The organism is Streptomyces sp. NPDC127108 (genome assembly GCF_042677545.1).
Lineage (GTDB): Bacteria > Actinomycetota > Actinomycetes > Streptomycetales > Streptomycetaceae > Streptomyces.
Genome location: NZ_JBHXTE010000003.1, coordinates 28926 through 55541 on the forward strand (window position 1 = coordinate 28926; position 26616 = coordinate 55541).

Here is a 26616-nt window from a genome sequence, read left to right on the forward strand (position 1 = left end):
TACTGACTGCTGACCGCACCGAAAGGATCTTGACCGGCCATGGCCGACGAGAACAACCCCACCACGCCCGAGGACGACGAGGGCCAGACGCTGCGGATCGAGCCCGTCGGGCTCGAGACCGAGATGCAGCGCTCGTACCTGGACTACGCGATGTCCGTCATCGTGTCCCGCGCGCTGCCCGACGTCCGCGACGGCCTCAAGCCCGTCCACCGCCGCGTCCTGTACGCGATGTACGACGGCGGCTACCGGCCCGAGAAGGGCTTCTACAAGTGCGCCCGCGTCGTCGGCGACGTCATGGGCAACTACCACCCGCACGGCGACTCCTCGATCTACGACGCGCTGGTCCGCCTCGCGCAGCCGTGGTCGATGCGCATGCCGCTGGTGGACTCCAACGGCAACTTCGGCTCCCCGGGCAACGACCCCGCCGCCGCCATGCGCTACACCGAGTGCAAGATGGCGCCGCTGTCCATGGAGATGGTCCGCGACATCGACGAGGAGACCGTCGACTTCACGGACAACTACGACGGCCGCTCCCAGGAGCCCACCGTCCTGCCGTCCCGCTTCCCGAACCTGCTGATCAACGGCTCGGCGGGCATCGCGGTCGGCATGGCGACCAACATCCCGCCGCACAACCTGCGCGAGGTCGCCGCGGGCGCCCAGTGGGCCCTTGAGCACCCCGAGGCCAGCCACGAGGAGCTGCTCGACGCCCTCATCGAGCGCATCAAGGGCCCGGACTTCCCGACCGGCGCCCTCGTCGTCGGCCGCAAGGGCATCGAGGAGGCGTACCGCACGGGACGCGGCTCCATCACGATGCGCGCGGTCGTCGAGGTCGAGGAGATCCAGAACCGCCAGTGCCTGGTGGTCACCGAACTCCCGTACCAGACCAACCCGGACAACCTCGCGCAGAAGATCGCCGACCTGGTCAAGGACGGCAAGGTCGGCGGCATCGCCGACGTCCGCGACGAGACGTCGTCCCGTACCGGCCAGCGACTCGTCATCGTGCTGAAGCGCGACGCGGTCGCCAAGGTCGTGCTGAACAACCTCTACAAGCACACGGACCTGCAGTCGAACTTCGGCGCCAACATGCTGGCGCTCGTCGACGGCGTGCCGCGCACGCTCTCGCTCGACGCGTTCATCCGCCACTGGGTCTCCCACCAGATCGAAGTCATCGTCCGGCGCACCAAGTTCCGGCTGCGCAAGGCCGAGGAGCGCGCGCACATCCTGCGCGGTCTGCTGAAGGCCCTGGACGCCATCGACGAGGTCATCGCGCTGATCCGGCGCAGCGACACCGTCGACGTCGCGCGCGAGGGCCTGATGGGCCTGCTGCAGATCGACGAGATCCAGGCGAACGCCATCCTCGAGATGCAGCTGCGCCGGCTCGCCGCCCTGGAGCGCCAGAAGATCGTCGCCGAGCACGACGAGCTTCAGCTCAAGATCAACGAGTACAACGCGATCCTGGCCTCGCCCGAGAAGCAGCGGGCGATCGTCAGCGAGGAACTCGCGGCGATCGTCGACAAGTTCGGCGAGGACCGCCGCTCCGCGCTGGTGCCGTTCGACGGTGACATGTCCATCGAGGACCTCATCGCCGAAGAGGACATCGTCGTCACGATCACCCGTGGCGGCTACGTCAAGCGCACCAAGACGCACGACTACCGCTCGCAGAAGCGCGGCGGCAAGGGCGTGCGCGGCACGAAGCTCAAGGAAGACGACATCGTCGACCACTTCTTCGTGTCGACGACGCACCACTGGCTGCTGTTCTTCACGAACAAGGGCCGCGTCTACCGCGCGAAGGCCTACGAGCTGCCCGACGCCGGACGCGACGCCCGCGGCCAGCACGTGGCGAACCTGCTCGCCTTCCAGCCGGACGAGCAGATCGCCGAGATCCTCGCGATCCGCGACTACGAGGCGGTGCCCTACCTGGTCCTCGCCACGAAGGCCGGTCTGGTCAAGAAGACGCCTCTGAAGGATTACGATTCGCCCCGTTCCGGCGGCGTCATCGCCATCAATCTGCGCGAGACGGACGACGGTTCGGACGACGAACTGATCGGTGCCGAACTGGTTTCGGCCGAGGACGATCTGCTTCTGATCAGCAAGAAGGCACAGTCGATCCGCTTCACGGCGACCGACGACGCCCTGCGTCCGATGGGCCGCGCGACCTCCGGCGTCAAGGGCATGAGCTTCCGCGACGGCGATCAACTGCTCTCGATGAATGTGGTCAGGCCCGGTACGTTCGTCTTCACCGCCACTGATGGGGGGTACGCGAAGCGGACCGCCGTCGACGAGTACCGCGTCCAGGGCCGCGGCGGCCTCGGGATCAAGGCCGCCAAGATCGTGGAGGACCGCGGTGAGCTGGTCGGCGCGCTGGTGACGGAGGAGACCGATGAGATCCTCGCCATCACCCTCTCCGGCGGTGTGATTCGTACGCGAGTCAACGAGGTCAGGGAGACGGGCCGTGACACCATGGGCGTCCAACTGATCAACCTGGGCAAGCGCGATGCCGTGGTCGGTATCGCACGTAATGCCGAGGCCGGGCGCGAGGCCGAGGAAGTCGACGGTGACGTCGACGAATCGTCCGACGGCGAACCGGCCGTCGGCACGGACGAGGGCACCGAGTCCCCGGCCGAGTAGCGCGAGGAGTGAAGTCATCGTGAGTGGAGCCACGGGCGCCGGATCCGCCGGGACGAGTGGAACCGGCACGGAAGGTGCCCGTGGCTCCGCCACTGACGCACCCGACTCGCATGAGTCTCATGGATCCCAGGGGGGGACTGTGACGGACACCCGAGGCCGGACGGGCACGGACACCGACGGCGGGAGCGCCGGAACGCGCCCCGGGGCTGCCGGGGGGCGCGCGGGGGACGAGGCGTCCGGGGGCGGGGCGTCCGGCAAGCGCGCCGGTGACAGCGCCTCCGGGGCACTGCCCGGAGAGCGGCAGCCACAGCAGAACAACCAGCCGTACCACCCGCCGCAGGCCTACCAGGCCGCACCCGCGGGCGCGGTGCGGCGTCCCCGCACGGGGGCGCGCACCACCCCGCGCACGCGCAAGGCGCGGCTGCGGGTGGCCAAGGCCGACCCGTGGTCGGTGATGAAGGTCAGCTTCCTGCTCTCCATCGCCCTCGGCATCTGCACGATCGTCGCGGCGGCCGTGCTGTGGATGGTCATGGACGCGATGGGCGTCTTCTCCACGGTCGGCGGCACGATCTCCGAGGCCACAGGATCGAACGAGTCCAACGGCTTCGACCTGCAGGCCTTCCTCTCGCTCCCGCGCGTGCTGATCTTCACGTCGATCATCGCGGTCATCGACGTCGTCCTCGCGACGGCCCTCGCGACCCTCGGCGCGTTCATCTACAACCTGTCGGCGGGCTTCGTGGGCGGAATCGAGCTCACGCTGGCCGAGGACGAGTAAGCGGGCTTCGCAAGGCCTTCGGAGGGCTCGGCGCGGGGCGCCGGGGGTGCGCTCGGCCCCTCCGCATCTATCGATTTTGGGACTGGCCCGGACGTGCGCTAATCTTCAGTGGTCAGCGCGCGGGGCGATCCCGAAGAGCGCGGCGGGGCTATAGCTCAGTTGGTTAGAGCGCATCCCTGATAAGGATGAGGCCACAGGTTCAAATCCTGTTAGCCCCACAGTTTCGTAGCAGTACGAAGGCAGTACGAAGAGGGCGTCTCCCCGAGTGGGAGGCGCCCTCTTCGCATGGGGGTGCGATCAGTGGAACAAGAGCTTGAAGCGGCGGGGCGGCGGGGGACCCTCGACGGAGCCCCCGAGCCGAATGAGCCCGCGACGGTCCGCGAGCGGGTACTGGGTGTGGTCTCCGCCGCGGTGCTGCTCGCCGGACTGGCCAAGACCTGCGCGACCGGCGTCCCCGTTGTCGTGGGGATCCTCGTCCTGGTGGCGGCACTGGTGCTGATGATCCGCTGGTCCTGGTTCCACCTGGGTGCCGACCGTCGCAGGCCCCACACGAAGGTGGAGAACGCGGCGATGGTGTTCGCCACGACGATGCTCGGCGCTCCGGGATCCAAGATCCTCTGGGGCGATCCGGCACCGCTGGGCGCGGCTCTGGCGGCAGCGGCCCTGCCGACCGCCGGTCTGCTGTCCTACCTCGTGCTGCGGTGGAGGCGCTGAACACGGCCAAAGAGAAGACCCCCGGCCGATGAGGGCCGGGGGTCTTCTCTTTATGCCGTCGTGCCGCCGTGCCGCCGTGATTACGGCTCAGCGGCGAGATGGTCCGCCGGCGGGGTCTGCGGGTCGTTCTGGTCCTCCGCGTCCGTCGTCGGCAGGTGGCGGCAGCTCGGTGTGGAGCCGTGGGCCTCGGCGCGGATGCGTTGCTTCATCGTGGGGGGCAAGGAGCGTTCGTATGCCGCCTGCCAGAGGGCCGCGAAGGGAGCCGTCGGGCTCACGGCGCTTTCGCACGTCGTAGTGGCCTGGTGCGCCGGGGCGGCCGCCGTGGCGGTCGAGGCGAGTCCCAGCGTGGCGAACAGTGCGAGCACCGCGGTGACGAGTGCGGTCCACAGCTTCATGGCCTTGGTGGCGGTCATGGCCCCTCACATTCAGGTTGGGCGATTTGCGTACTTTCCTCATGATGTGTATGCCGGGCCGGAAGTGCGGGACCGACGCCCGCGCCGCGTCGATGTTCTGATGAACACCACCCGGATGGGCGCAAGCGGCCCTAGGAGGCCAGGAAATGGGGCAAGGGCGGCGAATATCACAGTGGCTGGGGCGCGGGTGGAGTGCGATGGTCCGCTTCTACTGCGGTGATCGGGCCGGGAGTTGGGGCCGCGAGCGGGGCGGATCCAGGTCACCGATCGGTATCGGGCGGTGTGTATAGTCGGGCGCCAGAAGTCCCCTACGTCAAGGAAAGACGAGGTCGCGCGGTGAAGAAGCTTCTCCTGGTCGCACTGGCCGCCATCGGCGGGCTCCTCGTGTACCGCCAGATCCAGGCGGATCGCGCCGAGCAGGATCTGTGGACGGAGGCGACTGACTCCGTGCCCACGGGTTCGTGAGTATCGACAGCAGTCTCGTCACAGGGCCCCGGTCGCTTGAGCGGTCGGGGCCCTGTGCTGTCCCGGGGGTCTTTTGTCCCGCTTGTTCTGCCGGGTGGCGGGGGTTCTCCCGCGCGTGTACGGGGGTCCTGGGGACCCGGGTGGACCGGTTGCCCCCGATGTGACCTCGACGGCGTCACCCCTTTGGTTCACTTGCGCAATTTCATTCCTTGCTTGAGCAAATCGGTGGAGGGTGAGGTGCAGAGCGGCGTGATGAGGCGAGGCCGGGGCGGTCGGTCCGCGGTCGGTGCGGTCTTGGGCGCTGTGCTGTGTGTGGTGACGCTGCCGGGCGGCGGGGCCGGGAGCGGCGTGGCTGTCGCCAGGTCAGGGCACGCGGCCGTCGAGGAGAGCCCCGATCCGTACGCCTTCGACAGTGACGTGAAGGACGTCGACGGTGCGGCCAGTACGGCCGGGAGCCGGATGCTGGTGCCGGGGGCGACCTACCGGAGTGCCATCGGGCCTCCAGGGTCCTCGGGGTCCTCCTCCGCTTCCGGCTCCACCGGCAACGAGCTCTACTACCGGCTCGAACTCACCGCCAAGGACAGCGCGTACGTCTCCGTGACCGCGCTGCCGGGCCCGCGCGGCCGTGTCGTGTACGCGGACGGCATCAGGGTGTCCGTGCAGGACGCCGACGGCTTCACCTGCGACCAGGGCTCCGCGCGCATCGGCAACGCGGAGAGCCCGCGGCCGCTCACCGCCTCGGCGAAGCGGCAGCTCGGGGCGGACCAGAAGAAGTGCCAGACGGCGGGGACGTACTACGTAGTGGTCGAGCGGACCACCGATTCCAGGTCGCCGGTGTCGTCCACCCCGGAGAAGCCGTCTTCTTCCAAGGACTGGGACCTGGAGCTGTACGTCGCCTCCGAGCCAGCTCTGGCCAAGGCGGGGCCGACCACCCCGCCCGAGGACACGGGCTCCTCCCCGCAGCAGCAGCCTCCCGCCGGGGCACCGCTGCCCCGCACGGGCGGCAGCAGCTTCGGTACGGCCAGGGCGCTGGGCAAGGGCGTGTGGGGCGACCGTGTCCGGGCCGGGCAGACGCGGTTCTACCGGGTGCCCGTCGACTGGGGACAGCGGCTCTCGGTCACCCTGGAACTCGGCAGCGGCACCCGCACCGGCGACTTCGTGACGTCCGCACTGATCATGGAGCTGTTCAACCCGGTGCGCGGGCCCGTCGCGGACTCCGACGTCCCCTACGACGGCCGGCAGAAGTCGATGGCCCTGTCCCCGCTGCCGCCGGTCGCGTACGAGAACCGCTACGCACCCTTCGACCGGACCTCCGGCATGCGGTTCGCCGGCTGGTACTACCTCGTGGTCCACCTGGACCCGGACGTCGGCACGCGGTTCGGCGCGGACGAGACGGGGCTGACCCTGCGGGTGGGCGTCGCCGGTGAGCGGCGGCCGGCGCCCGCGTACGCCGGGGCGCCGCGCCCCGCGGACGGCTTCGGGGTCACGGAGCGCGACGAGGACGCGGCGCGGAACGGCGCCGGAGGCGGTCCTGGAGGCGGTGCCGGAGGGGGCGGCTCCGCCCGGCGTGAGCCCGGCTCAGGCGGCTCGGCGGCCGCCTCCGAGGGCGATATGGCCATGAAGGTGCTCGCGGCGGCCGGGATCGGCACGGGGACGGTGCTGCTCGCCGTTCTGGGGGTGTGGCGGGCTGTGGCCCGACGGAGGCTCGGCCGGATCTCGGCTTGAGCCGTACCGGGCTCGTATCGGACTCGTAGGGTCCGGCTCGTCGGATCCCTCGGTTCGCCCGGCTCGTCGGGTCCCCTCGGTTCGCCCGTCCTGTCCGCTCGCCCCGCCTGTCCGTTCGTTCGGCTCGGTCGCGGTGGCCTTCGTACGGTCCGTCAGATGCGGGTGAGGGCCCAGAAACCCACGGCGAAGCACGCCAGCGCGGCAAGCAGCATCGGCAGAGCCACCTTCACGGGCGGCCCGGGGCGCGGTGCGCGCGCGGCGACCGCGGCGTGCCGACGCTGGGCACGGCCCCTCGGCTGAAGTTCCGGGAGCGGGGCCGGAATTGGGGTGCTGAGAGATGGAACCTGTTGGGGCTGAGCGGTGTATGGAGAAGTAGGAGCGTAAGCGCGCTGCGCGGCGGGGGCGGCGGCCGAGGAGTGAGCGGGCTCCGGGGCGGCTGCGGATAAGGGGGCCGGGGCCGGGGTCTCGGGCGGGGTCGGGATGGGGGGTGGGGCGGGAGTCGGCGTCGGAGTGGGTGTGGGTGTGGGAGGTGTTGTCGGGAGCTCGGCCGGGAGCGGGGCCGGGGTCGGTGTAGGGGGAGTGGGTGGTTGCGTGGGCTGTGGGGGTGGCGCCTGGTGGGGCGGGATCGGTGGGGGGAGGTGGAAGCTGCCCGTCTCCGACATCGGGGGGTGCGCGGGGGGTGATGGCGGTTGTACGGGGTGGTGCGGTGCCGAGGGCCGGTCGGTGGAGGGCTGACCGGTGGACGACTGGGTGGAGAAGGGGTAGCCGACGGAGGGCTGACCTACGGAGGGCTGACCTACGGAGGGCTGGGTCGTGGGCGGGAGCGGCGTCGCGGGCAGGCCTGTGGATGCGTGGCCTGTGGAGGGGTGACCCGGCGATGAGTGCCCCATGGACGGCTGGCCCGTGGACGGGTGGGACAGAGGTGGGGGTGGTGGCTGGGACGGGGGTGGTTGTGGGGCGCGGGTGAGGGGGCCGTCGGGGCCGAAACCTGTGGGGAGCGGGGCGAGTTGATCGAAGATCTCGACCAGCTCGTCGTCGGGCCCGGGCTCGGGCAGCATCTCGGTGGCGGAGGTGAGCGCCTTGCGGGCACCCGTGGCGGTGCGGAACCGCGCCTGCGGGTCGGGTTGCAGGAGGGTGGCGATGACCTGCCACAGCGGTTCGGGAACGCCCTGTGGGGCCCCGGGAGTGCCGTGGGCCGCGAAGTGCTCGATCAGCGCCTTGGCGTCGGGCTTGGCGCCCTGCAGGAGGTAGAGGGCGACGAGGCCGACGGCGAAGAGGTCGGCGGTGAAGTCCGGTTCGCCGCCCAGCATTTGCTCGGGTGCGAAGTACCCGGGGGTGCCCACCACGTAGTCCGTCTCGGTCAGGCGTGGCTCGCCCTTGCGCATGGAGATGCCGAAGTCCGACAGGCGCAGGTGGGGCCGCCGCGTGCCGGTGGCCTCCAGGAGGATGTTGGCGGGCTTGATGTCGCGGTGGACGACGCCCTCCGCGTGCACGGCGGCGAGGCCGGAGAGGAGCTGGTCGAGGAGGGTGCAGGTGAAGTGGGCGGGCAGCGGTCCGTAGTCACCGATGACGTGGGCGAGCGAGCCGCCGGTGACCAGCTCCATGGTGAACAGGACCTGGTCGTCGTCGGCGGCCCAGCTGGCGGGAGCGAGCACGTGCGGATGGTCGATCCGCAGTGCCTGCTCCCGCACGAAACGCAACAGAGTGTGAGCGTTGCGCTGCTGAAGCACCTTGGCCGCCACATATCTGCGGCGGCGATGGTCCCAGGCACGCCATACGGCGCCCACTCCCCCGCGTCCGACCGGGTCGACGAGTTCGTACCGCCCGGCGAAGACCTCACCCATGGTCGTGCCCGCTCCCCTTCCGGGCCGCCCGGCAGCGGCCCGGCCGGCGGCTCAGCTCTGGTGCGCTTCGTAGTGGGCGACAGCGTCCGCGGTGCGGCCCGCTCCGTATACCCGAAGGAACTCTGCCAGTTCCGGGTGGGTCGGGGCGAGCGTGTCCGCGGCATCGATGATGTCGCCCGCCGCCGCGACGGAGCGCAGCAGCGACTGGATCTCACGCACCACGCGCTTCACCGTGGGTGCGCCTGAACTCGTGGTCGACTGGGTGGTGTTGGTCAGTACAGAACCCCCCTGGGACTTCTTGATCTCGTCCATGCGGTCCGTCGCCTCGGCGGCACTCACACTGCCGTCCGCGACCTGCCCCGACAGCTCCTGGAGGAGCTGCACCCGCTGGACCACGGCGGGATTGCCGATCTTGGCGCGCTGGCCACTCATCAGCTGCGACAGCATGGGTGCGGAGAGGCCGAGCACCCCGGCGAGCCGTGCCTGGTTCAGGCCCAGATCGTCGATGAGGCGACGGAACAGTGCCCCCAATGGCTCCCCGTACCAATTCCGCTGGAGCTCCCGTGCTCTCGCGGTTGATTCTTGTTGTGCAGCGTCCATCTTGCGTCTCCCCATCGCTTCCCCTAAGACGTGGTTCGCTGCCGCGAACCACGTCGAGCATCTTACGGAGAGTGGTCGCGCACGGGGAGCCCCAATCCTTTTGCGAGATCTGGGGGGTGACCCGGTACTCTGGTCTGCGACGCCCGCCGAGGCGCGATTTTTTCGCCACGGCATCGGCGCACGCGGGGCCTTAGCTCAGTTGGTAGAGCGCTGTCTTTGCATGGCAGATGTCAGGGGTTCGACTCCCCTAGGCTCCACGTCCCGAGAGCCCCTCTGGTCTGTGTTTTCGCAGGTCAGAGGGGTTTTCCTATGTCGTGGAAGCGGTCGGGACGTCCAGGGCGTGGACGAGCTGGGTCAGCTCCTCCTGGAAGAGTTTCCGCGGGCTGACGGTCTGGGTGCGCAGGTGGCCGTAGACCTCCAGTGACACCAGGCCGTGCAGCCGTCCCCAGATGCGCAGGGCGAGCGCGACGGCCGCGGGCGGCAGTTCCGGGAAAGCCGGGCGGACCTTGTCGAGGAGCCCGGGGTCGAAGTCGGACCACTCGAACTCGCTGGTCGCGTAGAGGTGTTGGGCGTGCGGCCAGGCGGCCGCGGCGAGTCCGGCGAGGCCGGTGCAGACGCGGCGCGCGGCGTCGGGGGCGGCGCCGCCGTCGGGGGCCCGGTAGCCGGGGACGGGGTCGCCGTAGATGAGGCGGAATCCCTCGGGGTGGGCGAGGGACCAGTCGCGAAAGGCGGTCGCCCAGGACTGGATCCGGGCGGCCGGATCCAGGGGGGCGCCTGCTTCCCAGGCGGTGTCCACGGCGTCGGCCAGGGCCGTGTACACGTCGTTGATCAGCGTGGTGACCAGGTCGTCGCGGGTGGCGAAGTAGCCGTAGATGGCGTTGGCGGTCATGCCCATCTCGCGAGCGATGGCACGCAGGGTGATGGCGTCCGGTCCGCCCGAGGCCATCAGGGCCAGCGCCACGCTCTTGATCTCGGCCGTCGTCTCGGCCCGCAGTCGCGCGCGCCTGCCCTGGCCGCCCGTGGGGCCTTGACCGCTCCCGGTTTCCCGGCCGTCCTTCGGTCCCCGGCTGTCCTTCGGTCCCCGGCCGTCCTTCGGCTTCTGGCCGCCGCCCTCGTCGCCTGTCGCTGTCACGCGGCAACTCTACAGTGTTTGTTTAGTCGACGGAGTGCAGTAACTTCACGGCGTATAGTTTCTGCGCGGCGTCACCTTCCAGGTGGCGTCCCATGTCCACGCGCGGAGCGGCAACACACGAACAGGGGAGAGCCATGCGCATCGGAGTCATCGGAGCCTCGGGGACCATCGGCAGCCGAGTCGTCACCGAGGCCCTCGGCCGGGGGCACCACGTCGAGGCGTACAGCCGGGACCCGGCGCGGGCGGCGAGCGAGGAGCGGCGGGAGAACGTCACCTGGGCCGCGGTCGACGCCCTGGACCCGGCGTCCATAGCGGCGGTCCTGCCCGGCCTCGACGTCCTGATCAGCGCGTTCCAGCCCGGCAACGCCGCGAAGGACATGGCGGACACGCTGCGCCGCTCGATCGCCGATCCCACGGTGTACGCCACCGTGGCGCGGGCCCTCCTGAAGGCCCTGGAGAGCCACCCCCGCACCCGGCTCATCGTGATCGGCGGCGCGGGGAGCCTGGAGATCGCGCCGGGGGTGGTGCGGGCCGACTCCGACGAGTTGCTGCACGCCACCCTCGACGAGGTCGGGCTGCCCCGCGAATACGCGGCGGCGGTGCGCGGCCACCGGGACGCCCTGAACGTCCTGCGGCTCTCGAACCGCCTGTGGACCTACTTCAGCCCGGCCGAGGACATCGCCCCCGGCGAGCGCACCGGCCGCTTCCGGGTCGGCGGGGACCAGCCCGTCCTGGACGCCGAGGGCCGCAGCCGCGTCTCCGCCGAGGACGCCGCAGTCGCCCTGGTCGACGAGGTGGAGCTGCCGCGCTTCGTCCAGCGCCGCTTCACCATCGGCTACTGAAGAGCCGAAGAGCTGAAGCACCGGAGCCTCGAAGAGCTGAAGCCCCGGAGTACCGGAGCCCGAAGCGCTGAAGCCGCCGTACAACGCGCGATGGCCGCCACGGAGATCGTGGCGGCCACCCGGTGCGGCACTGCGGACGTCGGGACCGTGCTCGGCCCCGGTGCGTCAGTGGTTGCCGGCGCCGTTGCCCGAGAGGATCGGGATGTCGCTGAGGATGTGCGACAGCGGCTCGTCGCCCTTGGCCTGCGTGGAGTTCTCCGTGCACTGCTGGTTCTGCGGGGCGGAGAGGACGTTGATGTCCTGGACCGCGACCGGCACGAGGCCGACGATGGAACCGGCGTTGACCTTGGCGGGCAGGCCGATGCAGGGCTTGTTGAGGGAGCCCTGGACCAGGGACATCTGCGGGCTCATGTTGCCGTGCGTGGCGGAGTTGCCGAACGTCTGCTCGGCGCCGTTGCCGCTGACGGACGTGGTGCCCGTGTCGTTGCCGATGGCCATGGCGGAGGGGGCGGTGACGGCCGTCATGCCGGCGGCGGATGCGGCGATCGCGGCGGTTGCCAAGATCTTCTTCATGGTGAGGAATTCCCTTCGGAGACAGGCTCCGTTGCGGAGCCGCATGGTGGTCAACTGGCCGACGGAACCGTGGTTTCGGCGATTAGCCCGGTCGGCCGAATAGTGTGCTGAGCGGAGAAACGGGCGGGCGCGACGACAGCCGCCGACCGGTCCGGGAAGCCCAAAACAGCGGGCCGCCGAGGAGAGGTGGCGGCCCGCTGGACTTGGTGCCGGTGTCAGTGGTTGTTGACGCCGTTGCCCGAGAGAACCGGGATGTCGTTGAGCAGGTGCGACAGCGGCTCGTCGCCCTTGGCCTGCGTGGAGTTCTCCGTGCACTGCTGGTTCTGCGGCGCCGACAGGATCGGGATGTCCTGGACCGCGACCGGCACCAGGCCGACGATGGAGCCGATGTTGGCCTTGGCGGGCAGCGCGATACAGGGCTTGTTCAGGGAGCCCTGAATGAGCGCCATCTGCGGGCTCATGTTCCCGTACGTGGCGGAGTTGCCGAACGTCTGGGAGGCGTGGTTGCCGCTCATCGTCTGGGTGCCGTTGTCGTCACCGATGGCGGACGCCGTGGAAGCAGTGGCAGCCGACGCACCGACGACGGAAGCCGTGACCGCGGCCGCAGTCATAACCTTCTTGAGCACAGCATTTCCCTTCTGGATATGAACCCCGTCCGTGGAGCACCCTGAGCAACTGCCGCAGCGGTGCGGGGTTGCTGCTGTTCACTCTTATGGCCCACCAATGGCCCAGGTTCGGGTCCGTTTCGGGCAGTCCGATGGTGGCGTTGTGCGGATAATCCGATCGTTGGGTACGGCGCCGCTCATGGTGGTGCGCATTTATATGAATGCGCCGAGCGCACCCGGTCCGCGGAAAAGATCCGATGGAGTGAATGAGCGGAACCAAACGTCCGACGGTGAGTTGAGCAGCCCGCAGTAACCTGTGCTTCTGCCAAGAAAAGGAACAGCAAATGCTCAAGAAGGCAATGGCAGCGGCTGCGGTCGCCGTCTCCGTCGTCGGAATCTCTGCCACCGCAGCTCCTGCCGCGATGGCCATCGGTGACGACGCCGGCACCCAGTCGGCGAGCGGCAACGGCGCCAAGCAGGCGTTCGGCAACTCCGTCACCAAGGGCGACATGAGCCCGCAGCTGTCCCTCGTCCAGGGGTCTCTGAACAAGCCCTGTGTCGGCCTGCCGGTCAAGGGCAACATCGGCTCCATCGTCGGTGTCGTGCCGGTCGCGGTCCAGGACATCCCGATCCTGTCGGCGCCGCAGAACCAGCAGTGCACGGAGAACTCCACGCAGGCCAAGGGCGACGAGCCGCTGTCGCACATCCTCAGCGACATCCCGGTTCTCTCCGGCAACGGCGAGCACAACGGCTGAGCCAGCACGCCGCAGCGACCGCCCGGGCCGCCCCGACTCCTTCGAGCGGGGCGGCCCGAGCGGCTTTTCCACGCCTGGATCCGGCAGGTTCGGCCTTTAATTCGGATGGCTCCGACATGAATTCGGCCGCCTGACTTCTTCGCGTACGGCTTTTGGTATCCCGATATGCAATAGCTGCCGACAGCAGTCGAGTGAATCTGGGAATTCCGGGGTGCTGCTGGTTTCTTCTGCTCTTGGTGGTCGTTGGTCAGGACTCAGGTCGCGGTGCGGGTGAAGATACTGCCCGCCCGGCTCTCACCGCCGTTAAGGCGCGACCGGTCAGAAGGGAAGATCTGTGAAGCTCAAGAAGAGCGCAACCGTCATCGCTGGTGCTGTCCTGGCACTGAGCTTCGGTGCCCCGGCATTCGCCGACGCGGGTGCCGACGGTGTGGCTGCCCACTCCCCGGGTGTCCTTTCCGGCAACCTCGTGCAGGTTCCCGTCCACGTTCCCGTCAACGTGTGCGGAAACAGCGCCGACCTCCTCGCGCTGCTGAACCCGGCGTTCGGCAACACCTGCGTCAACGACTGACGTACTGACGTAGCGACCCGGTCGTCCAGGCCGTGTCACCGCCGGCCTTGGCGGGCCTCAGGGCTCCCAAGGCCGGCTCCCCTTCGCTCAGAGGAAGACCACTAGATTGCGACAGGCCCTCACCAAAGGGGTGCTCTCGGCGGCGGCCGCCACGAGCATCCTGTCCCTGCCCGGCCAGTCCGCGTTCGCCGCAGCCGATGCGCACGGACAGGCCACGGGCTCGCCCGGCTTCTTGTCGGGCAACAACGTGCAAGCCCCGCTGGAGGTGCCGCTGAACGTCTGCGGCAACTCGGTGAACGGCGTGGGCGCGGGAAACCCGGCCATGGGCAACTCGTGCGCGCACACGTCGTCCCCGACCGCCGAGCGGGCACCGGAGCGTGCGGCTCCACCGCAGCGCGAGGCCGCGCCGAAGCCCGCGCCCGCGCCCGTGCCGAGGCCCGCACCGAACCCCGCGCCCGTCCCGGAGCGCGCGGCCCCCGCACCCGCCCCGGAGCGCGCGGCCCCCGAGCCCGCCCAGGCTCCCGCCTCCAAGCCCGCGACCGAGCCGGAGACCCCGGAACCCGCGGACGACGGCGGCGGTGCCAGTGCCCTCGGCGAGGCGTCCCACTCGCCCGGTGTGCTGGCGGGCAACCTCCTCCAGGCCCCGTTCGACGTGCCGATCAACGCGTGCGGCAACGCCGTCGAGGTCGTCGCGGCGCTCTCCGGGACCACCGGCAACAAGTGCGGCCAGGCCCCCGAGGAGACGCCCCCGGAGCCGAAGCCGCACGTGCCGCCGGTCAAGCCCGAGCCTCCCGCCGAGCGGGTCACGCCGCCCGAGCCGCACCGGCCGCCGCGCACGGTGCCGAGGGCCCCGGAGTTCCTGAAGGCCGCCGCGACCGCCAGGCCGCAGCGTCCCGCCCCGCGCGCCGAGGCGCCGGAGCACGGCAGCCAGCTCGCCGCGACCGGCATGGACCAGAACGCCCTCGCGGCCGCCGCGGCCAGCGCCGGACTGCTGGTCGGCGGGGCCCTGCTCTACCGGCGGGGACGCAGCACGTCCTGAGCGGACGCGGCACGTCCTGAACCACGCCGGGAGCGAAGAGGGAACGGCAGTAAGAAGAAGTAAGAAGAAGAAACAGTTGTAAGAGGCAGCAGCAAGAAGTGCGGTAACGCCGAAGCGGGCGGGTCGACGGGCGACCCGTCCGCTTCGTGCGTGGGTGCCCGTCAGCGCCCGGGTGCCCCGCTCTCGTACGGCGTCCTGCCGGTGGCATCGGCGGCGCGGGCCACCGGCACGGCGCCCGGCCGCCGCACCCGCCGTCGTACCCCCGCCACCAGGCGCGCCGCCGTGAAGCCCGCGCCCTGTACGAAGCGCATCGCGGGGCCGAAGCTCGACGCGGTCGGCAGACCGGCGACGAACAGGCCGGGCAGGGAGGTCTCGAACCCGGTGTCCACGTACGGGGATCCGTCGGGGAGTTGGCGCAGGGTGTCCCTTACGCCCAGGTCGAGCACGTCGATGCGGTGGGTCAGGGCGCGGAAGCCGGTGGCCGCGAGGACGTGGTCGGTCTCGAAGTCCGCGGCGCCGTCCGGGCCGTGGGTGGACAGGAGCACCTGCCCGTCGTGGTGGCGGGCGCCGGTGAGCCGGTGTCCGGTGACGACCTCGATCGCGGTGCCGGAGCGGGTCGCCCCGGCCGTCGTCGGGGTGCCGCCCGCCGGTCCTTCGACGCGGTCCCGCACCCACCAGGCGCCCGCCGGGCCGAGGGCGGTGGCGCAGACGCGGGCGCGGGTGGGTTCCGGGAGCAGCCGGAAGAGGCCGGGGCGTTCGGCGTAGAACCAGTTGCGCCAGCCGCAGCCGAGGCCGCTGTGCGGGGCGCGTGCCGACTGCCACCAGGGACGGTGCAGGGCGGGCGGCAGGGTGTTCCAGCGCACCTGGGGGGCGCGGGCCAGGACGCGTACGCGGGTGCCCTGTTCGGCGAGGAGCGCGGCCGTCTCCAGGGCGGCCTGGCCCGCGCCGAGGACCGTGACGTCCTTGTCGCGCAGGGGGCGCAGGTCCGCGTGGTGGCTGCTGTGCGAGACGCGGGCGGGGCCCAGGTCCCGTACCAGGGAGGGGATTTCGACGAACGGCATGACGCCGACGGCGAGTGCCACCGTGCGGCCGTGGCAGGTCTCGCCGTCGGCGGTCGTGACGGCGAAGCCGTCCGTGAGCGGGCGGACCGACCGGATCAGGCGTTCGTCGACCGGTGGCGCGGCCCGCTCGGCGAACCACAGGCCGTACGCGGCGAAGTGCTCGACCGGCAGCGGTACCCCGTGCTCCGCGCGCAGGCCCTCGCCCGCGCAGTACGCGGCCAGGCCGTACCGGGCGCCGGGGTCGGAGAGGTCGGAGGCCCAGGGCTCCGACTTCAGGAACATGCCGCGGGGCATGTGGTCGCGCCAGGAGGCCATGGGCCGGCCGAAGACGCGTACGTCCAGGCCGGCCGCCGCGGCGTGCGCGGCGATCGACAGGCCGTAGGGGCCCGCTCCCACGATCAGCAGGTCATGCATCGGTGACCGCTCGCTCTCTGTTCGTCGTGCCGGACAGGGTCGTGCCCGACAGAGCCGTGCCGGACAGGACGGCGGGGGAGGTCTCCCGCGCCCTGGTGGACAGCGTCAGCAGGATGTTCTGGGTGCCGCCCGCGAACCGGGCGCACGCGTGGCGCAGGACGTGGCGGCGCCAGCGGCGCCACAGGTCGGCGGCCGGGGCGGGGTCGTCGGCGGCGTCGGCGCCCGACCAGGCGAACTCCGCTGCCGGGGGCCGTCGTTCCGGGGTTCTGCGGGTGCGGCGCGGGGTGAGCCGGGTGCGCAGTGCCGTCAGCGGCGCGTAGTTCTCCACGACGAAGGCGCGGCCCGGCAGCGGGGCCGGTGCCGGGACCGGGCGGTGCGTCAGGTCGAGGTGGGCGGCGCGCACCACGTCGGTGCCGGTGCCGTCCGCGAAGAGGCGGAACTGGGCGCCGGGGCGCGGGTTGAAGTCGAGCAGGTGGTACGTGCCGGTGCGGGCGTCCCTGCGGAAATCCAGGTCGAACACGCCCCGGTAGCCGACGCCCGCGAGCAGCCGCCGGGCCAGCGCCCACAGGCCCGCGTCGTCCGCCCACTCGCCGACCGCCGTGAGCCCGGCCGCGCGGGGCCGGGCCCGGCGCTTGCGGCCCGTCCCGCCGCCGAACACCTCGCCGTCGCGGCCGACGTACCCGTGCACGAACCAGTCGGCTTCGGGGCCGCCGGGTACGTACGCCTGGAGCAGCAGGCGGCTGCCCGCGGCCGCGGTGCGCTCGTGCAGCGCCGCCGCCTCGCGCGGGGAGCGGACCAGGACGGCGCTGCGCAGGCCGCTGCCGCGGGGCAGCAGCCAGGGGCGGCTCCACTTCGCGACCACCGGGGCGCCCAGGGCCGTCACCGCCCCGGCCGCGTCGGCGGGCGTCGTGGGCGCGACCGTCGGCGGGTGCGCCACGCCGACGCGCGCGCACAGGGCCGCCAGGGCTGCCTTGTCGGCGAGGCGTCCTGGCAGGCCGGGGGCGGGCCGGGGCAGCAGATAGCGGTCGGCGAGGGCCTCGCGGACGGCGTCGACGGCGAGGGCGCCCGCGTCGTCCAGGGGGATCAGGACGGCGGGGCGGCCGACGCGGGCGGAGACCCGCAGCAGGACCGCGCGGACGTCCTGCGGTGTGGCCGTGGGCGGGGGTGGCGGGTGCATGCGGTGGAGGTGGCGGGAGCGGGCGACCGGGCTGTGCTCGTCGTCGGCCACCAGGTGCACCTCCACCCCCTCCCGGCCGAGGGAGCGCACCGCGCCCAGCGTGCCGTGGTGAAAGGGGTTCCGGTCGATCCGCAGCAGGACCGCGGGAACGCGTGTGTCCAGAGAATGCAAGGTCGGCCTTACTGATCGCTCGCCCAATGGGGCGATGTGCGGTCACGGAGGATTAAAGACTCGATTGGCGCAAAAGAAATACATATGACGGAACGTCAGTACGGGACGTCAGCAGCGACAGCGATCCATCGCGTCAGAAATATGTGTGACCGGTCCACGAGGAGCAGTCATGAACCCACGGCGTAGCCGACGCAGCGAGAGAACGGGCCGACGCGGAAAACGGCTGGCCTTCGTCGCTGCCGGAATCATCGCGTCGACGGCTGTGGTCGCCGTGCCCGGACACACCGCGGGGAAGGTGCCGGCGGCGGAGCCGACGCCCGGGCCCGCGCAGAGCCCGGACCCGGCCCCCGCACAGACCCCCGCCCCCGCCGGGAGCCCCGCGCCCACCGGGAGCCCCGCCCCCGCCGACCCCGAGCCCCCCGCCATCGGCGCCTACCTCGACTACGGCCCCCTCGGCGTCGACCGCATGACCGAGCTGAGCAAGTGGCTGGACGGGACCGAGCTGCGGGTCGGGCACACGTACCTCCCGGGTGACCGGTGGAGCAACATCGAGGGCGCGCCGCGCTTCCTGGAGAGCTGGGCGGACTGGCGCAAGGCCAAGGACGACCGGATGTTCGTCCTGAACGTGCCGATGCTGGAGCGCAACGAGGACCGCCTCGGCGACTGGCAGGTGCGCGCGATGCTGCGGCAGGGCGCGTCCGGGCTCTTCGACGAGCACTTCCGCGTCCTCGCGAAGCGGCTCGTCGACCTCGGGGTGCCGGACACGGTGATCGTGCTCGGCTGGGAGATGAACGGCACCACGTACACCCATCGTTGCGGTCCGGATCCGGAATCCTGGAAGACGTACTGGAAACGAATCGTCACCACGATGCGTTCGGTGCCGGGGCAGAAATTCAAGTTCGATTTCACCCCGAATCGCGGTCGGGACGCCATTCCGTGGACCGATTGCTATCCCGGTGACGACCTGGTCGACATCATCGGCCTCGATTCGTACGACCAGCCCAGCGGTGTGACGTTCGACCAGCAGGTGACGGAGGAGTACGGGCTCCAGCACCACGTGGATTTCGCGAAGGCCCACAAGAAGCCCATCTCGTATCCGGAATGGGGGCTCTTCCGCAACGGCGACAACGACGAGTACATGCGCCGGATGCTGAAGTGGATGGCCGAGCACAAGCCGCTGTACAACACGGTCACGGACTACTGCCCGCACGGCGTGTGGCAGTGCAAGGACAACCCCAAGTCCACGAAGGTGTACCGCGAGGCGCTCTCCGGCCTGCCGGTGAACCCGACGCCGAAGCCGACCGAACCGACCACTCCGGTTCGCCCGCCGCTCTGCTCGCCGCTGGACCTGGGCGACTGGGTCGAGTACTGGCTGGGCGGGAAGCTGTGCCTGCGGTTCGACTGGTGGGAGCGCAAGGAGCGGCCGCGCGCCTGAGGGGGCGCGCGGGGCGCGGGGGCGGATTGGCCCGGCGCGGTGGCGGAACCTTCACGGGGAAGTTCCGCCACCGGGCCGCCCCTCACCTCCGGGACCCTCACCTCCACGGCCCGCACTCCCCCCACCGCTACTCCCCCCACTCGTACGCCCCGCACGTTCGCGCCCCTGCTGCCGCAGTTGCCGTTCCCGGCGCACTCCCCGCGCCCACTCCCGCGCCGCGGCCTCGCCCACCGCGGCCGCGAGCAGCGGGGCCGTGCGGGCGTGGGCGAGGAGGAAGCGGCGGTTGGGGGCCGGGTCGGGGCGCCAGTGGTGCTTGTACGGTTCGTCGCCGCGCAGCAGGGACAGGGTGCGCGGGTGGGCGCCCGTGGTGTGCCGGGTGCAGGCGTCGAGCAGCATCGTGGCCACGTCGACCTTGCGTTCGCGCAGGCGTGGATGGGCGCCGTAGAGGTAGGCGCCCGCGAGCCGCGCGGACAGCAGGGTGACGTCGGCGGCAAGGACCTCCCCGTCCACATGGAACTCCGTGACCACCGCGTCGCCCGCCGCCACCATGGGGCGCACGGAGCGCAGCAGATGCTCGCGGAAGCGCGGCCGGAGGTGTTCGGTCGTCACCCTGCGCCCCTGCCACTGGAGTTGGTGCAGCCGCAGGAGGGTGGCGAGGGACGTCTCCACCTCGTCGGCGGGTACGACCCGGGCCTGGACGCCGACCGCCGTCAGCTTGCGCAGTTTGGCGCGGGCGCGCTGGGCCGTCGCCGTGGGCAGCCGCTTCAGGAGCTCGTCGACGGGCAGCGGCGGCAGTTCGAGGCAGGGCGAGTCGGTGAGCGCGCGGCGCGGGCCGCGCCACCGCTCGTACACGCTCTCGACGCAGGCGCCGGGCCGCGCCTCGCGGAAGTCGATCAGGGCGCCGCGGGCGAGCCCGCGCAACCCTTCGGTGAGGGCGTCCGCCGCGCGCTCGCGGCCGTCGGCGGCGAGCAGGACGTCCGCGAAGTCCGAGATGGCGCCGCCGAGCGGTCGCAGCGCGGGGACGGGCCCGTACACCCGCGTCAGCGGCGCCGCCGCCACGAGTTCGCCGCCGTCGCGGACGAGGAGCACCCGCAGCCGCCCGCGGCGGCCGTACGAGTGCCACCACGAGGTCAGCCACGCGTGGCTCTGGAACGGGGTCGCCTCCGCGCACTGCTCGTACAGCCGCCGCCAGGGCCCTGCCAGGGACGCGAACTCGGCCTCGTCCACGCAGAGTCCGGTGGTGAGCCCGGACCGGGTCGCCGTCGTCACGCGCCGCCCCGGACCTCGGCGGACGCGGGCCCCGGCACGGCGCCGTCGGGCAGCGTCCTGGCGGCGGCGCGGGGGCGCACCAGGAGCCCGAGGCCGCCGAGCAGGCCGCCCGCGCACAGGCCGACCAGGGCGGTCACCGGGGCGGAGAGCGAGGAGGGCGCGGCGGGCGCGACGGCGCGGGAGAACGGCAGGAGCTTGACCCGGGTGCTGTCCTTGGTGTGGCCGGCGCTCGTCGTGAGCGCGCGGGACACCGCGTTCGCGAGGGTGGCGGCGTCGCCCGGCCGGTCGGCCGACGCGGACACCGAGATCATGGGGGCGTCGGGCGAGGTCGCCACCTTGACGCGGTCCTGCAGCTCGGTGGGCGAGATGCCCGCGGCGATCTGGGCGTCCCCGAGGACGGCGAGCTGGGTGGCGACCCTGCCGTAGGCCTGCGCGAAGCCCAGGGCGGTGGCCGGGTCGGCCTTGGCTCCGGGCACGGCGACGACATAGCTGGTGGCGGTGTACTCCGGGGTCTGGAGCAGCCCGTACGTGCCGCCCGCCAGGGCGCCGAGGGCCGCGCAGGCCGGCAGGACGGTCCAGCGGGGGAGCCGGGGGAGCCGGGTGAGTCGTGTGAGGGGGGTGAGGGAGGCCGGGCGGGGGGTGGCCTGGGCGGCCTGGGCGGACGGTGCCTGGGTGCCCGGCGTGCTGTCGGTGCCGCCCGTGCCGGTCGCACTGCCGGTGGTGCCGGTGCTGCCGGTGGCACCTGACGTACCGCTCGACTTGTCGCCGGACGTGGTGGTCGTGTCCGAAGGGGCGCTCGAAGGGGCGCTCATGGAGAGTTCACCTCCTGGTTCGGGCCGGTGAGCACGGACGCGTAGACGTCCATCAGCCGACCGGCGCTGCGGGTGATGTCGTAGTGCCGCACCGCGGCGGGTGCCGTGCGCTGCCGCGGTGGTCCTGATCTGCGCAGGCCGTACAGGACCTGTGCGAAGGAGTCGGGGTCGCTCGCGCAGTACGCGGAGTTGGTGCGCTCGTGCGCGGGCAGCCCCTCGACGGCGGGGCAGGACGCGTACAGGACGGGGAGGCCGCAGGCCAGGCCCTCCACGAGGGCGAGGCCGAACGCCTCCTCCGGGGACGGGGAGGCCAGCGTGTCCATGGCCGAGAGCAGCGAGGGCAGATGCGTGGCGGCGTGCGCCGGGCCGCCGTCGCCGCCGTCTTCGTGTGCGGTCTCGCCCGCGAACCGCACCCGGTCGGCGAGGCCGAGCCGCCCGGCGAGACGGCGCAGCTCCGGCTCCTGCGGTCCCGCTCCCACGAGCAGCACCCGTACGTCGGCCGGGAGTTGGGCGGCGGCGCGCAGCAGGACGTCGAAGCGCTTGCCCTCGGTGAGGCGGCCGACGCCGCCGATGACGAACGCGTCGGCGGGCAGGTCGAGGCGCTCGCGCACGGCCGCGCGGGCGGCCGGGTCGAAGCGGAAGCGTTCGGCGTCGATGCCGTTGGGCACCACGCGGATGCGCTGCCAGGGCACGCCCCACCGGTTGAGGCGGGCGCCGACGGCCGGGGACACGGCGACGGTCATCCGGCCGAGCCGCTCCCCCGCGAGGTACAGCGCGCGCACGCCGGACGTCAGCGGGCGCCCCTCCATCTGCGAGTCGCCCAGGGAGTGTTCGGTGGCCACGACCGCCCGCACCCCGGCGACGCGGGCCGCGATCCGCCCGTACAGGCAGGCGCGGTAGAGGTGGGTGTGGACGACGTCGTAGCGGCCCGCGCGGATCAGCCGGACCAGGCGGGGCAGGGCGGTGACGTCACGGTTGCCCGCCATGCCGAGGTCGGTGACGCGGGTGCCGTCGGCGGTGATGCCACGGGCGACGCTGCCCGCGTTGGTGAGGGTCAGGACGTCGCAGGTGGCCGGTACGTGGCGGAGCAGCAGGCGCAGTTGCTGCTCGGCGCCGCCCATGCCGAGCCCGGTGATGATGTGCAGGACCCTCACGCGGTCACCGCCGCCGGGAGCGGGGTGTGGTCCGGGCGCAGGGTGCGGCCGCGCGGCCCGCCGGTGGCCTGCTTCAGGCGCAGCCGCAGGGCCGTGTCGCTCTGCCCGACGTGGATGCGGGGCAGGGCGAGCGGGCCGGTGAGGTCGCCCGGGGCGATGGCGCAGCCGTACGCGTACCCGGCGGCGCGCACGGCGGCCAGGACGCGGGGGTCCGCGTGGCCGTACGGATAGCAGAATCCCCGTACGTCACGTCCCGTCAGGTCGGCCAGGGCGGACCGGCTGTCCGCGACCTCGCGGCGTAGGGCGTGGTCGTCGGCCCGGGTGAGGTCGACGTGCGTCAGGCCGTGCGAGGCGACCTCCATGCCCTGCTCGGCGGCGCTCCGGATGCCGTCGGCGTCCAGGAGGGGCTTGCGCGGGCCAAGCGGGTCCCAGGCGTTGTCGCCGCCGAGACGGCCCGGCAGTACGAAGACGGTGGCGGTGCAGTCGTGGCGGCGCAGCAGGGGCAGCGCGTGGTCGAGGAAGTCGGCGTACCCGTCGTCGAAGGTGAGCCCCACGAGGCCGTGCCCCCGCCCCCGGCGGCATGCCTCCAGGAGCCGCTCCACCGACACCCCGCGCAGGCCGCGGCGGCCCAGCCAGGCCAACTGCGCGTCGAGGCGGTCGGGGGAGACGGTGATGTTGTACGGGTCGTCGGCGGGGTCGGCGACGGAGTGGTACATGGCGATCCAGCACTGGCTCGCAGGGCGCTTTTCGCTCGCGGGGCGCGGTGGGCGGGGTGCGGGGGGCCCCGGGGGTGGGGTGGGTTGGGCGCCCGGGTGCGGGGCCGTGGGGGGTGCGCCGCGCTGCGCGCGGCGGTTTCTCCCACCCGCCCACCCGTTGCTCTCGTCCGTGGGGTGGGCGTCGGGGGCGGCCGGGTGGGGGTTCGGGCGGTTGCCCGGGTGCGGCTGGGGGGTGGGTGGGTGGGCGCGGTCCTCGGGCGACATCCGGTGCTCGGGCGACACCCGGTGCTCGGGCGACAGCCGGTCCTCGGACGGCGTCCGGTGCTCGGGCGACAGCCGGTCCTCGGACGGCGTCCGGTGCTCGGGCGACAGCCGGTCAGTGGGGTGCGTGGGTCTCCCGGACTGTGTGAAGTCAGCGGTCATGGCGTCGCTTTCGTGTGGCGGGGCTGGGGGCGCTGAGGCGTGCGGTGGCGGCGCGCAGGGCGGGTACGCGGAGCGCCCACCCGGCCGCCAGGAACGACACCCCCACCACCAGGCCGCCCGTCACCACCGCGACGGGCGGCGGGCCGACGTGGTGGGCGCACCAGGCGCCCAGGCCCGCCGAGCACGCGGCGGCGAGGGTGAGGCGGCCCAGCTGCCCGGCGACGGCGCGGGTGCGCAGGGGGATGGCGCGCGGCCCGAGTGCGTGCAGCAGGAGCACCGCCGTGACGCAGATCCCGGCCGCGTTGGCGCCCGCGATGCCGTACACGCCCCACGTGCCCACGGTCAGGAAGCCGATCCCGGCCGTCGTGAGGATGCCGATGCCCATCGCGGCCAGCGGCTCCCAGGTGGCCCGGCCGACGGAGAAGTGGGCGCGGGCGAGGGCGCCCACCAGCGTGTGGCCGAGCAGCCCGATGGCGTACACCCGCATGACGGCGGCCGTCGCCGAGGTGTCCGCCGCCGTGAACGCGCCGCGCTGGAAGAGGAGATGGACCAGGTCGGGCGCGACGGCGACGATCGCCGCGGCGCCGTAGAGCACCACGCACCCGGCGAGCACCAGGTCCCGCTCGACCCGGTCCCGCGCCCGCTCGGTCTCGCCCGCGGCAAGGGCTCGCGCGACCACCGGGAAGGTGACCGTGCACAGCATCAGCGACAGGACCATCGGCATCTGCGCGACCTTCTGCGCGTAGTTCAGATGCGAGATCGCCCCCGCGGGCAGCGAGGACGCGAGGAACCGCTCGATGAGCACCTGCGACTGGCGGCACAGCGCGAACAGCAGCACCGTCCAGATGACGGCCGTCTCCAGGCGTACGGCCTGCTCCCCGCGAGCCACCGCCCGCCCGGCCGCCCCGGCCGCGCCCCGCAGCCGCAACTCCCGCCACAGGAAAGGCGCTTGTACGACGACCATCAGCACGCCGCCGAGCGCCACCCCCACCGCGGCCGCGCGCACGCCGAGCGGCGCGGCGAGCAGGAACAGGGCGGCGATGATGACGGTGTTGTAGACGACGTACACGGCGGCGGGCGCGGCGAAGCGCTGGTGGGCGCGGAGGGCCGCGCTGCAGTAACCGGCGAGGCCGAAGCTCAGGGCGCAGGTCGCGGTCAGCCGGGTGCAGTCCACGGCGAGCCCGGGGTCCGGCAGGCCCGGTGCGAGCGCGGCCACCAGGAGCGGGGCCGCGGCGATGAGCGCGAGGCAGGCGCCCACGAACCACAGGGTCATCCGGGGCAGGGAGGCGGCGACCAGGGCGCGTACCGGATCGGGCCCGGACCCGCTCCCTTCGGCCGCCGCGCGCCGGGCGAGCGCCAGGCTGAACGCGGGCACCAGGAAGAAGGCGAGCCCGTCCTCGATGAGCAGCGTCGCCGCCATCTCGGGCACGGTCCAGGCCACCAGGAACGCGTCGGTCGCGCTCCCGGCCCCGAAGAAGTGCGCGAGGACCTGGTCGCGCACCAGCCCGAGGAGGGACCCGGCGACGGTCAGGACGGCGGTGACGACGGCGGCCTTGGCGAGGAAGGCGTTGCCGGGGTCGGTGGCGGGGTCGGTGCCGGGGGGTGGGGCGGTGCCGGGAGGCGGGGCGGAGGCGGGGGGTGCGGTGGTGTCAGGAGGGGTGGTGGTGTCGGGAGGTGCGGTGGTGGGGGGTGCGGTGGTGTCGGAAGGTGCGTCCGTACGAGGGGTGGGATCCACCTCGGCCTCGGCTTCCGCCCCCGCCTCGGCCCCCGCCCCCGCCTCCGTGCCGGGCAACGTCGTCATCGCACCCCCGCCACGGCCTGCGGCGCGCCCGCCTCGTACGAACTCCCACTGCCGTACGAATGCCCACGGCCGTACGAACTCCCGTTCCCGTACGCCGAGTCGTCCGCCCTCCCCCGCAGCGCCCACCACGCGCACCCCCCGAGCGCCACCGCCGTCAGCACCGTGGACGGGCCGCCGATGTCGGCGTACATGAAGTCGACCAGTTGCCAGACGAGCAGTCCGCAGGCCGCGAGGGCGCAGTCGAGGCGCTCGCCCCCGGCCCCCGACCGGCCGTGCCGGGGCCGGACCCGCGCCCATCCCCGCACCGCGCACACCAGGAGCGCCAGCCAGCTGCCCGCCAGGGCGAGCAGGCCGAGGAGGCCCTGTTCGCCGAGGACGAGGAGGTACATGTTGTGCGGGGAGAGCAGCGGCTGGCGGCGGAACTCGCTGCCCGCGCCCGCCGTGTCGCTGCCGGAGGACAGGGCCAGGGAGGCGTGGCTGTCGCGGTGTTCGGGGAAGCCCTTGAGGCCGACGCCGGTCACCGGGTGGTCCCGCCACATGTCGACGGACGCCGCCCACATCGCGTACCGGTCGGTGACCGACTGGTCGGGGGCGTCCGTGACGTCGGTGATGCTGGTCAGCCGGTCCTGGAGCAGCTGCGACCCGAGGCCGAGCCCGGCCACCAGGACGACGCCCGCAGCGACCGCCACGAGCGCGGCCCGCAGCGCGTGCCGTGCCCCGGCGAGCAGCAGGACCACCCCGCAGGCCGCCACCGTCGCGATCCAGGCGCCACGGCTGAACGACAGCGCGAGCGGCACGGTCAGCAGCCCCGCGCAGGTCAGCGCGGCGGCCCGCTGCCGGGGCGCGCGCGGCCGGAAGGCGAGGGCGAGGGCGGCGATCAGCCCGTACGACACCACCGTCGCCATCCCCATGACGTCCGTCGGCCCGAACGTGCCCACCGCCCGGATGTCCGCGCCCATGTACGACGCCCCGGTCCCGGTGAGGTTCTGGTGCACGCCGAGCGCGCCCTGGAAGAGCGCGAGCCCGACGAACGCCCAGGCGAGCACCCGGAATTGGCGGGCGTCCCGGATGAGGACGAGGACGGCCGCGGGGACCAGGACGAAGACCTGGAGGTAGCGCGCGGCCCCGGTGATGCCGGTCGCCGCCGAGGAGGAGGCGCACGCGGCCGCGGCGATGCCGACGACGGGCAGGCCGAGGACCACGGCGGCGCTCCGGGTCAGGGGGCGGCGCGCGGAGCGGACGACGTGGACGAGGGCGCAGCCGACGACCAGCGCGGAGAACGCGTCGGCGGGGGTGCCGCCGGAGCCGTCGCCCGCCGGGACGGGCAGCGCGAGCAGGGCGAGGAGGGCGACGACGGGCAGGACGGGCAGGACGGTGGCCGTGTGGCGGAGGGCGGGGGGCAGCGAGGTGCGGGGGTGCGGTGTGCTGGCGTCCGGGGCGTGCGGACGCGGGGCGGGGGTGGCGTGCGCGTGCGGGGCCGGGTGCGGCAGGGTCTGGTCCACGCG

At 72.5% G+C, this 26616-nt stretch carries 24 protein-coding genes and 2 tRNA genes; 12 read left to right on the top strand and 14 right to left on the bottom strand.

Going from position 1 to position 26616, the window contains the following annotated elements:
* Positions 1–39 precede the first annotated feature (39 nt).
* From gyrA to ACFVHO_RS03200, 4 genes are all read left to right on the top strand, one after another.
* Positions 40–2628, top strand: a complete 2589-nt coding sequence (gene gyrA / locus ACFVHO_RS03185; RefSeq protein ID WP_385709432.1) for a DNA gyrase subunit A — start codon at positions 40–42, stop codon at positions 2626–2628.
* 19 nt (positions 2629–2647) lie between these two features.
* Entirely contained in the window at positions 2648–3403 is a 756-nt protein-coding gene (locus ACFVHO_RS03190; protein ID WP_385709435.1) for a DUF3566 domain-containing protein, read from the top strand.
* 144 nt (positions 3404–3547) lie between these two features.
* A tRNA-Ile gene (locus ACFVHO_RS03195) sits at positions 3548–3621 on the top strand.
* Positions 3622–3703: 82 nt separating this feature from the next.
* Positions 3704–4117 carry a hypothetical protein gene (locus ACFVHO_RS03200; RefSeq protein ID WP_385709437.1) on the top strand — a complete coding sequence of 138 codons (414 nt, stop codon included), beginning with the start codon at positions 3704–3706 and terminating at the stop codon, positions 4115–4117.
* 80 nt (positions 4118–4197) lie between these two features.
* On the opposite strand, the gene ACFVHO_RS03205 is transcribed toward ACFVHO_RS03200, so the two are convergent.
* Positions 4198–4530, bottom strand: coding sequence for a DUF6344 domain-containing protein (locus tag ACFVHO_RS03205; RefSeq protein ID WP_385709439.1), 333 nt, complete (start codon positions 4528–4530; stop codon positions 4198–4200).
* A gap of 336 nt (positions 4531–4866) precedes the next feature.
* On the opposite strand from ACFVHO_RS03205, the gene ACFVHO_RS03210 reads away from it, so the two are divergent.
* Together ACFVHO_RS03210 and ACFVHO_RS03215 are read left to right on the top strand one after the other, a co-directional pair.
* On the top strand, positions 4867–4995 hold the full coding sequence (locus ACFVHO_RS03210; RefSeq protein ID WP_003999697.1) for a DLW-39 family protein: 129 nt from the start codon (positions 4867–4869) through the stop codon (positions 4993–4995).
* A gap of 303 nt (positions 4996–5298) precedes the next feature.
* Positions 5299–6720 (top strand): hypothetical protein, encoded by a 1422-nt coding sequence (locus ACFVHO_RS03215; RefSeq protein WP_385710064.1) that lies wholly within the window; start codon positions 5299–5301, stop codon positions 6718–6720.
* Positions 6721–6872: 152 nt separating this feature from the next.
* Here the strand turns inward: ACFVHO_RS03215 and ACFVHO_RS03220 are convergent, their stop codons facing one another.
* Entirely contained in the window at positions 6873–8564 is a 1692-nt protein-coding gene (locus ACFVHO_RS03220; RefSeq protein WP_385709442.1) for a protein kinase, read from the bottom strand.
* A 51-nt stretch (positions 8565–8615) separates the two neighbouring features.
* On the bottom strand, positions 8616–9164 hold the full coding sequence (locus ACFVHO_RS03225) for a DNA-binding protein (RefSeq protein ID WP_030357748.1): 549 nt from the start codon (positions 9162–9164) through the stop codon (positions 8616–8618).
* Positions 9165–9348: 184 nt separating this feature from the next.
* On the opposite strand from ACFVHO_RS03225, the gene ACFVHO_RS03230 reads away from it, so the two are divergent.
* Positions 9349–9421, top strand: a tRNA-Ala gene (locus tag ACFVHO_RS03230).
* 50 nt (positions 9422–9471) lie between these two features.
* Here the strand turns inward: ACFVHO_RS03230 and ACFVHO_RS03235 are convergent.
* Positions 9472–10296, bottom strand: coding sequence for a TetR/AcrR family transcriptional regulator (locus tag ACFVHO_RS03235; RefSeq protein WP_385709445.1), 825 nt, complete (start codon positions 10294–10296; stop codon positions 9472–9474).
* A gap of 134 nt (positions 10297–10430) precedes the next feature.
* Here ACFVHO_RS03235 and ACFVHO_RS03240 point away from each other — a divergent pair, with 134 nt between their 5' ends.
* On the top strand, positions 10431–11138 hold the full coding sequence (locus ACFVHO_RS03240) for an NAD(P)-dependent oxidoreductase (protein ID WP_385709448.1): 708 nt from the start codon (positions 10431–10433) through the stop codon (positions 11136–11138).
* 165 nt (positions 11139–11303) lie between these two features.
* Here ACFVHO_RS03240 and ACFVHO_RS03245 read toward each other — a convergent pair whose 3' ends face one another.
* Positions 11304–11711 carry a rodlin gene (locus tag ACFVHO_RS03245; protein WP_385709451.1) on the bottom strand — a complete coding sequence of 136 codons (408 nt, stop codon included), beginning with the start codon at positions 11709–11711 and terminating at the stop codon, positions 11304–11306.
* Positions 11712–11926: 215 nt separating this feature from the next.
* Complete coding sequence (locus ACFVHO_RS03250; protein WP_087884964.1) at positions 11927–12337, bottom strand: rodlin; 411 nt, start codon at positions 12335–12337, stop codon at positions 11927–11929.
* A gap of 323 nt (positions 12338–12660) precedes the next feature.
* Here ACFVHO_RS03250 and ACFVHO_RS03255 point away from each other — a divergent pair, with 323 nt between their 5' ends.
* The 3 genes from ACFVHO_RS03255 to ACFVHO_RS03265 all read left to right on the top strand — a co-directional run bounded on the left by ACFVHO_RS03255 (position 12661) and on the right by ACFVHO_RS03265 (position 14678).
* Complete coding sequence (locus ACFVHO_RS03255; RefSeq protein WP_385709455.1) at positions 12661–13071, top strand: rodlin; 411 nt, start codon at positions 12661–12663, stop codon at positions 13069–13071.
* Between the two features lie 334 nt (positions 13072–13405).
* Positions 13406–13639 carry a chaplin gene (locus ACFVHO_RS03260; RefSeq protein ID WP_380833679.1) on the top strand — a complete coding sequence of 78 codons (234 nt, stop codon included), beginning with the start codon at positions 13406–13408 and terminating at the stop codon, positions 13637–13639.
* A gap of 106 nt (positions 13640–13745) precedes the next feature.
* Positions 13746–14678 (top strand): chaplin, encoded by a 933-nt coding sequence (locus ACFVHO_RS03265; protein WP_385709457.1) that lies wholly within the window; start codon positions 13746–13748, stop codon positions 14676–14678.
* Between the two features lie 161 nt (positions 14679–14839).
* Here ACFVHO_RS03265 and ACFVHO_RS03270 read toward each other — a convergent pair whose 3' ends face one another.
* Together ACFVHO_RS03270 and ACFVHO_RS03275 are read right to left on the bottom strand one after the other, a co-directional pair.
* Positions 14840–16153, bottom strand: coding sequence for an NAD(P)-binding domain-containing protein (locus ACFVHO_RS03270; protein WP_385709460.1), 1314 nt, complete (start codon positions 16151–16153; stop codon positions 14840–14842).
* Positions 16146–17501 carry an ATP-grasp domain-containing protein gene (locus ACFVHO_RS03275; protein WP_385709463.1) on the bottom strand — a complete coding sequence of 452 codons (1356 nt, stop codon included), beginning with the start codon at positions 17499–17501 and terminating at the stop codon, positions 16146–16148. Before ACFVHO_RS03275 ends, ACFVHO_RS03270 begins: the two co-directional genes overlap by 8 nt.
* Before the next feature lie 169 nt (positions 17502–17670).
* On the opposite strand from ACFVHO_RS03275, the gene ACFVHO_RS03280 reads away from it, so the two are divergent.
* Positions 17671–18936: a glycoside hydrolase family 26 protein gene (locus tag ACFVHO_RS03280; RefSeq protein WP_385709465.1), complete on the top strand. Its 1266-nt coding sequence runs from the start codon at positions 17671–17673 to the stop codon at positions 18934–18936.
* Between the two features lie 51 nt (positions 18937–18987).
* Here ACFVHO_RS03280 and ACFVHO_RS03285 read toward each other — a convergent pair whose 3' ends face one another.
* The 6 genes from ACFVHO_RS03285 to ACFVHO_RS03310 all read right to left on the bottom strand — a co-directional run bounded on the left by ACFVHO_RS03285 (position 18988) and on the right by ACFVHO_RS03310 (position 26613).
* On the bottom strand, positions 18988–20205 hold the full coding sequence (locus ACFVHO_RS03285; RefSeq protein ID WP_385709467.1) for a GNAT family N-acetyltransferase: 1218 nt from the start codon (positions 20203–20205) through the stop codon (positions 18988–18990).
* Positions 20202–21017 (bottom strand): lipopolysaccharide biosynthesis protein, encoded by an 816-nt coding sequence (locus tag ACFVHO_RS03290; protein ID WP_385709470.1) that lies wholly within the window; start codon positions 21015–21017, stop codon positions 20202–20204. The genes ACFVHO_RS03285 and ACFVHO_RS03290 overlap by 4 nt, the downstream gene beginning before the upstream one ends.
* Positions 21014–22171, bottom strand: coding sequence for a glycosyltransferase (locus tag ACFVHO_RS03295; protein ID WP_385709473.1), 1158 nt, complete (start codon positions 22169–22171; stop codon positions 21014–21016). Before ACFVHO_RS03295 ends, ACFVHO_RS03290 begins: the two co-directional genes overlap by 4 nt.
* The gene (locus ACFVHO_RS03300; RefSeq protein WP_385710067.1) at positions 22168–22887 is read right to left on the bottom strand and encodes a polysaccharide deacetylase family protein; all 720 of its coding nucleotides are present in this window, start codon (positions 22885–22887) and stop codon (positions 22168–22170) included. Before ACFVHO_RS03300 ends, ACFVHO_RS03295 begins: the two co-directional genes overlap by 4 nt.
* A gap of 412 nt (positions 22888–23299) precedes the next feature.
* Positions 23300–25111: a murein biosynthesis integral membrane protein MurJ gene (gene murJ / locus ACFVHO_RS03305; RefSeq protein WP_385709476.1), complete on the bottom strand. Its 1812-nt coding sequence runs from the start codon at positions 25109–25111 to the stop codon at positions 23300–23302.
* A complete protein-coding gene (locus ACFVHO_RS03310) occupies positions 25108–26613 on the bottom strand; it encodes an O-antigen ligase family protein (protein ID WP_385709478.1) in 1506 nt (501 codons plus the stop codon). The genes murJ and ACFVHO_RS03310 overlap by 4 nt, the downstream gene beginning before the upstream one ends.
* Positions 26614–26616 lie beyond the last annotated feature (3 nt).

Coding starts and splice junctions, on each gene's coding strand:
- ACFVHO_RS03220 (WP_385709442.1), bottom strand. CDS start 8,564: ATGGGTGAGGTCTTCGCCGGGCGGTACGAACTCGTCGACCCGGTCGGA.
- gyrA (WP_385709432.1), top strand. CDS start 40: ATGGCCGACGAGAACAACCCCACCACGCCCGAGGACGACGAGGGCCAG.
- ACFVHO_RS03290 (WP_385709470.1), bottom strand. CDS start 21,017: ATGAGCGCCCCTTCGAGCGCCCCTTCGGACACGACCACCACGTCCGGC.
- ACFVHO_RS03280 (WP_385709465.1), top strand. CDS start 17,671: ATGAACCCACGGCGTAGCCGACGCAGCGAGAGAACGGGCCGACGCGGA.
- ACFVHO_RS03205 (WP_385709439.1), bottom strand. CDS start 4,530: ATGACCGCCACCAAGGCCATGAAGCTGTGGACCGCACTCGTCACCGCG.
- ACFVHO_RS03245 (WP_385709451.1), bottom strand. CDS start 11,711: ATGAAGAAGATCTTGGCAACCGCCGCGATCGCCGCATCCGCCGCCGGC.
- ACFVHO_RS03240 (WP_385709448.1), top strand. CDS start 10,431: ATGCGCATCGGAGTCATCGGAGCCTCGGGGACCATCGGCAGCCGAGTC.
- ACFVHO_RS03225 (WP_030357748.1), bottom strand. CDS start 9,164: ATGGACGCTGCACAACAAGAATCAACCGCGAGAGCACGGGAGCTCCAG.
- ACFVHO_RS03270 (WP_385709460.1), bottom strand. CDS start 16,153: ATGCATGACCTGCTGATCGTGGGAGCGGGCCCCTACGGCCTGTCGATC.
- ACFVHO_RS03255 (WP_385709455.1), top strand. CDS start 12,661: ATGCTCAAGAAGGCAATGGCAGCGGCTGCGGTCGCCGTCTCCGTCGTC.
- murJ (WP_385709476.1), bottom strand. CDS start 25,111: ATGACGACGTTGCCCGGCACGGAGGCGGGGGCGGGGGCCGAGGCGGGG.
- ACFVHO_RS03300 (WP_385710067.1), bottom strand. CDS start 22,887: ATGTACCACTCCGTCGCCGACCCCGCCGACGACCCGTACAACATCACC.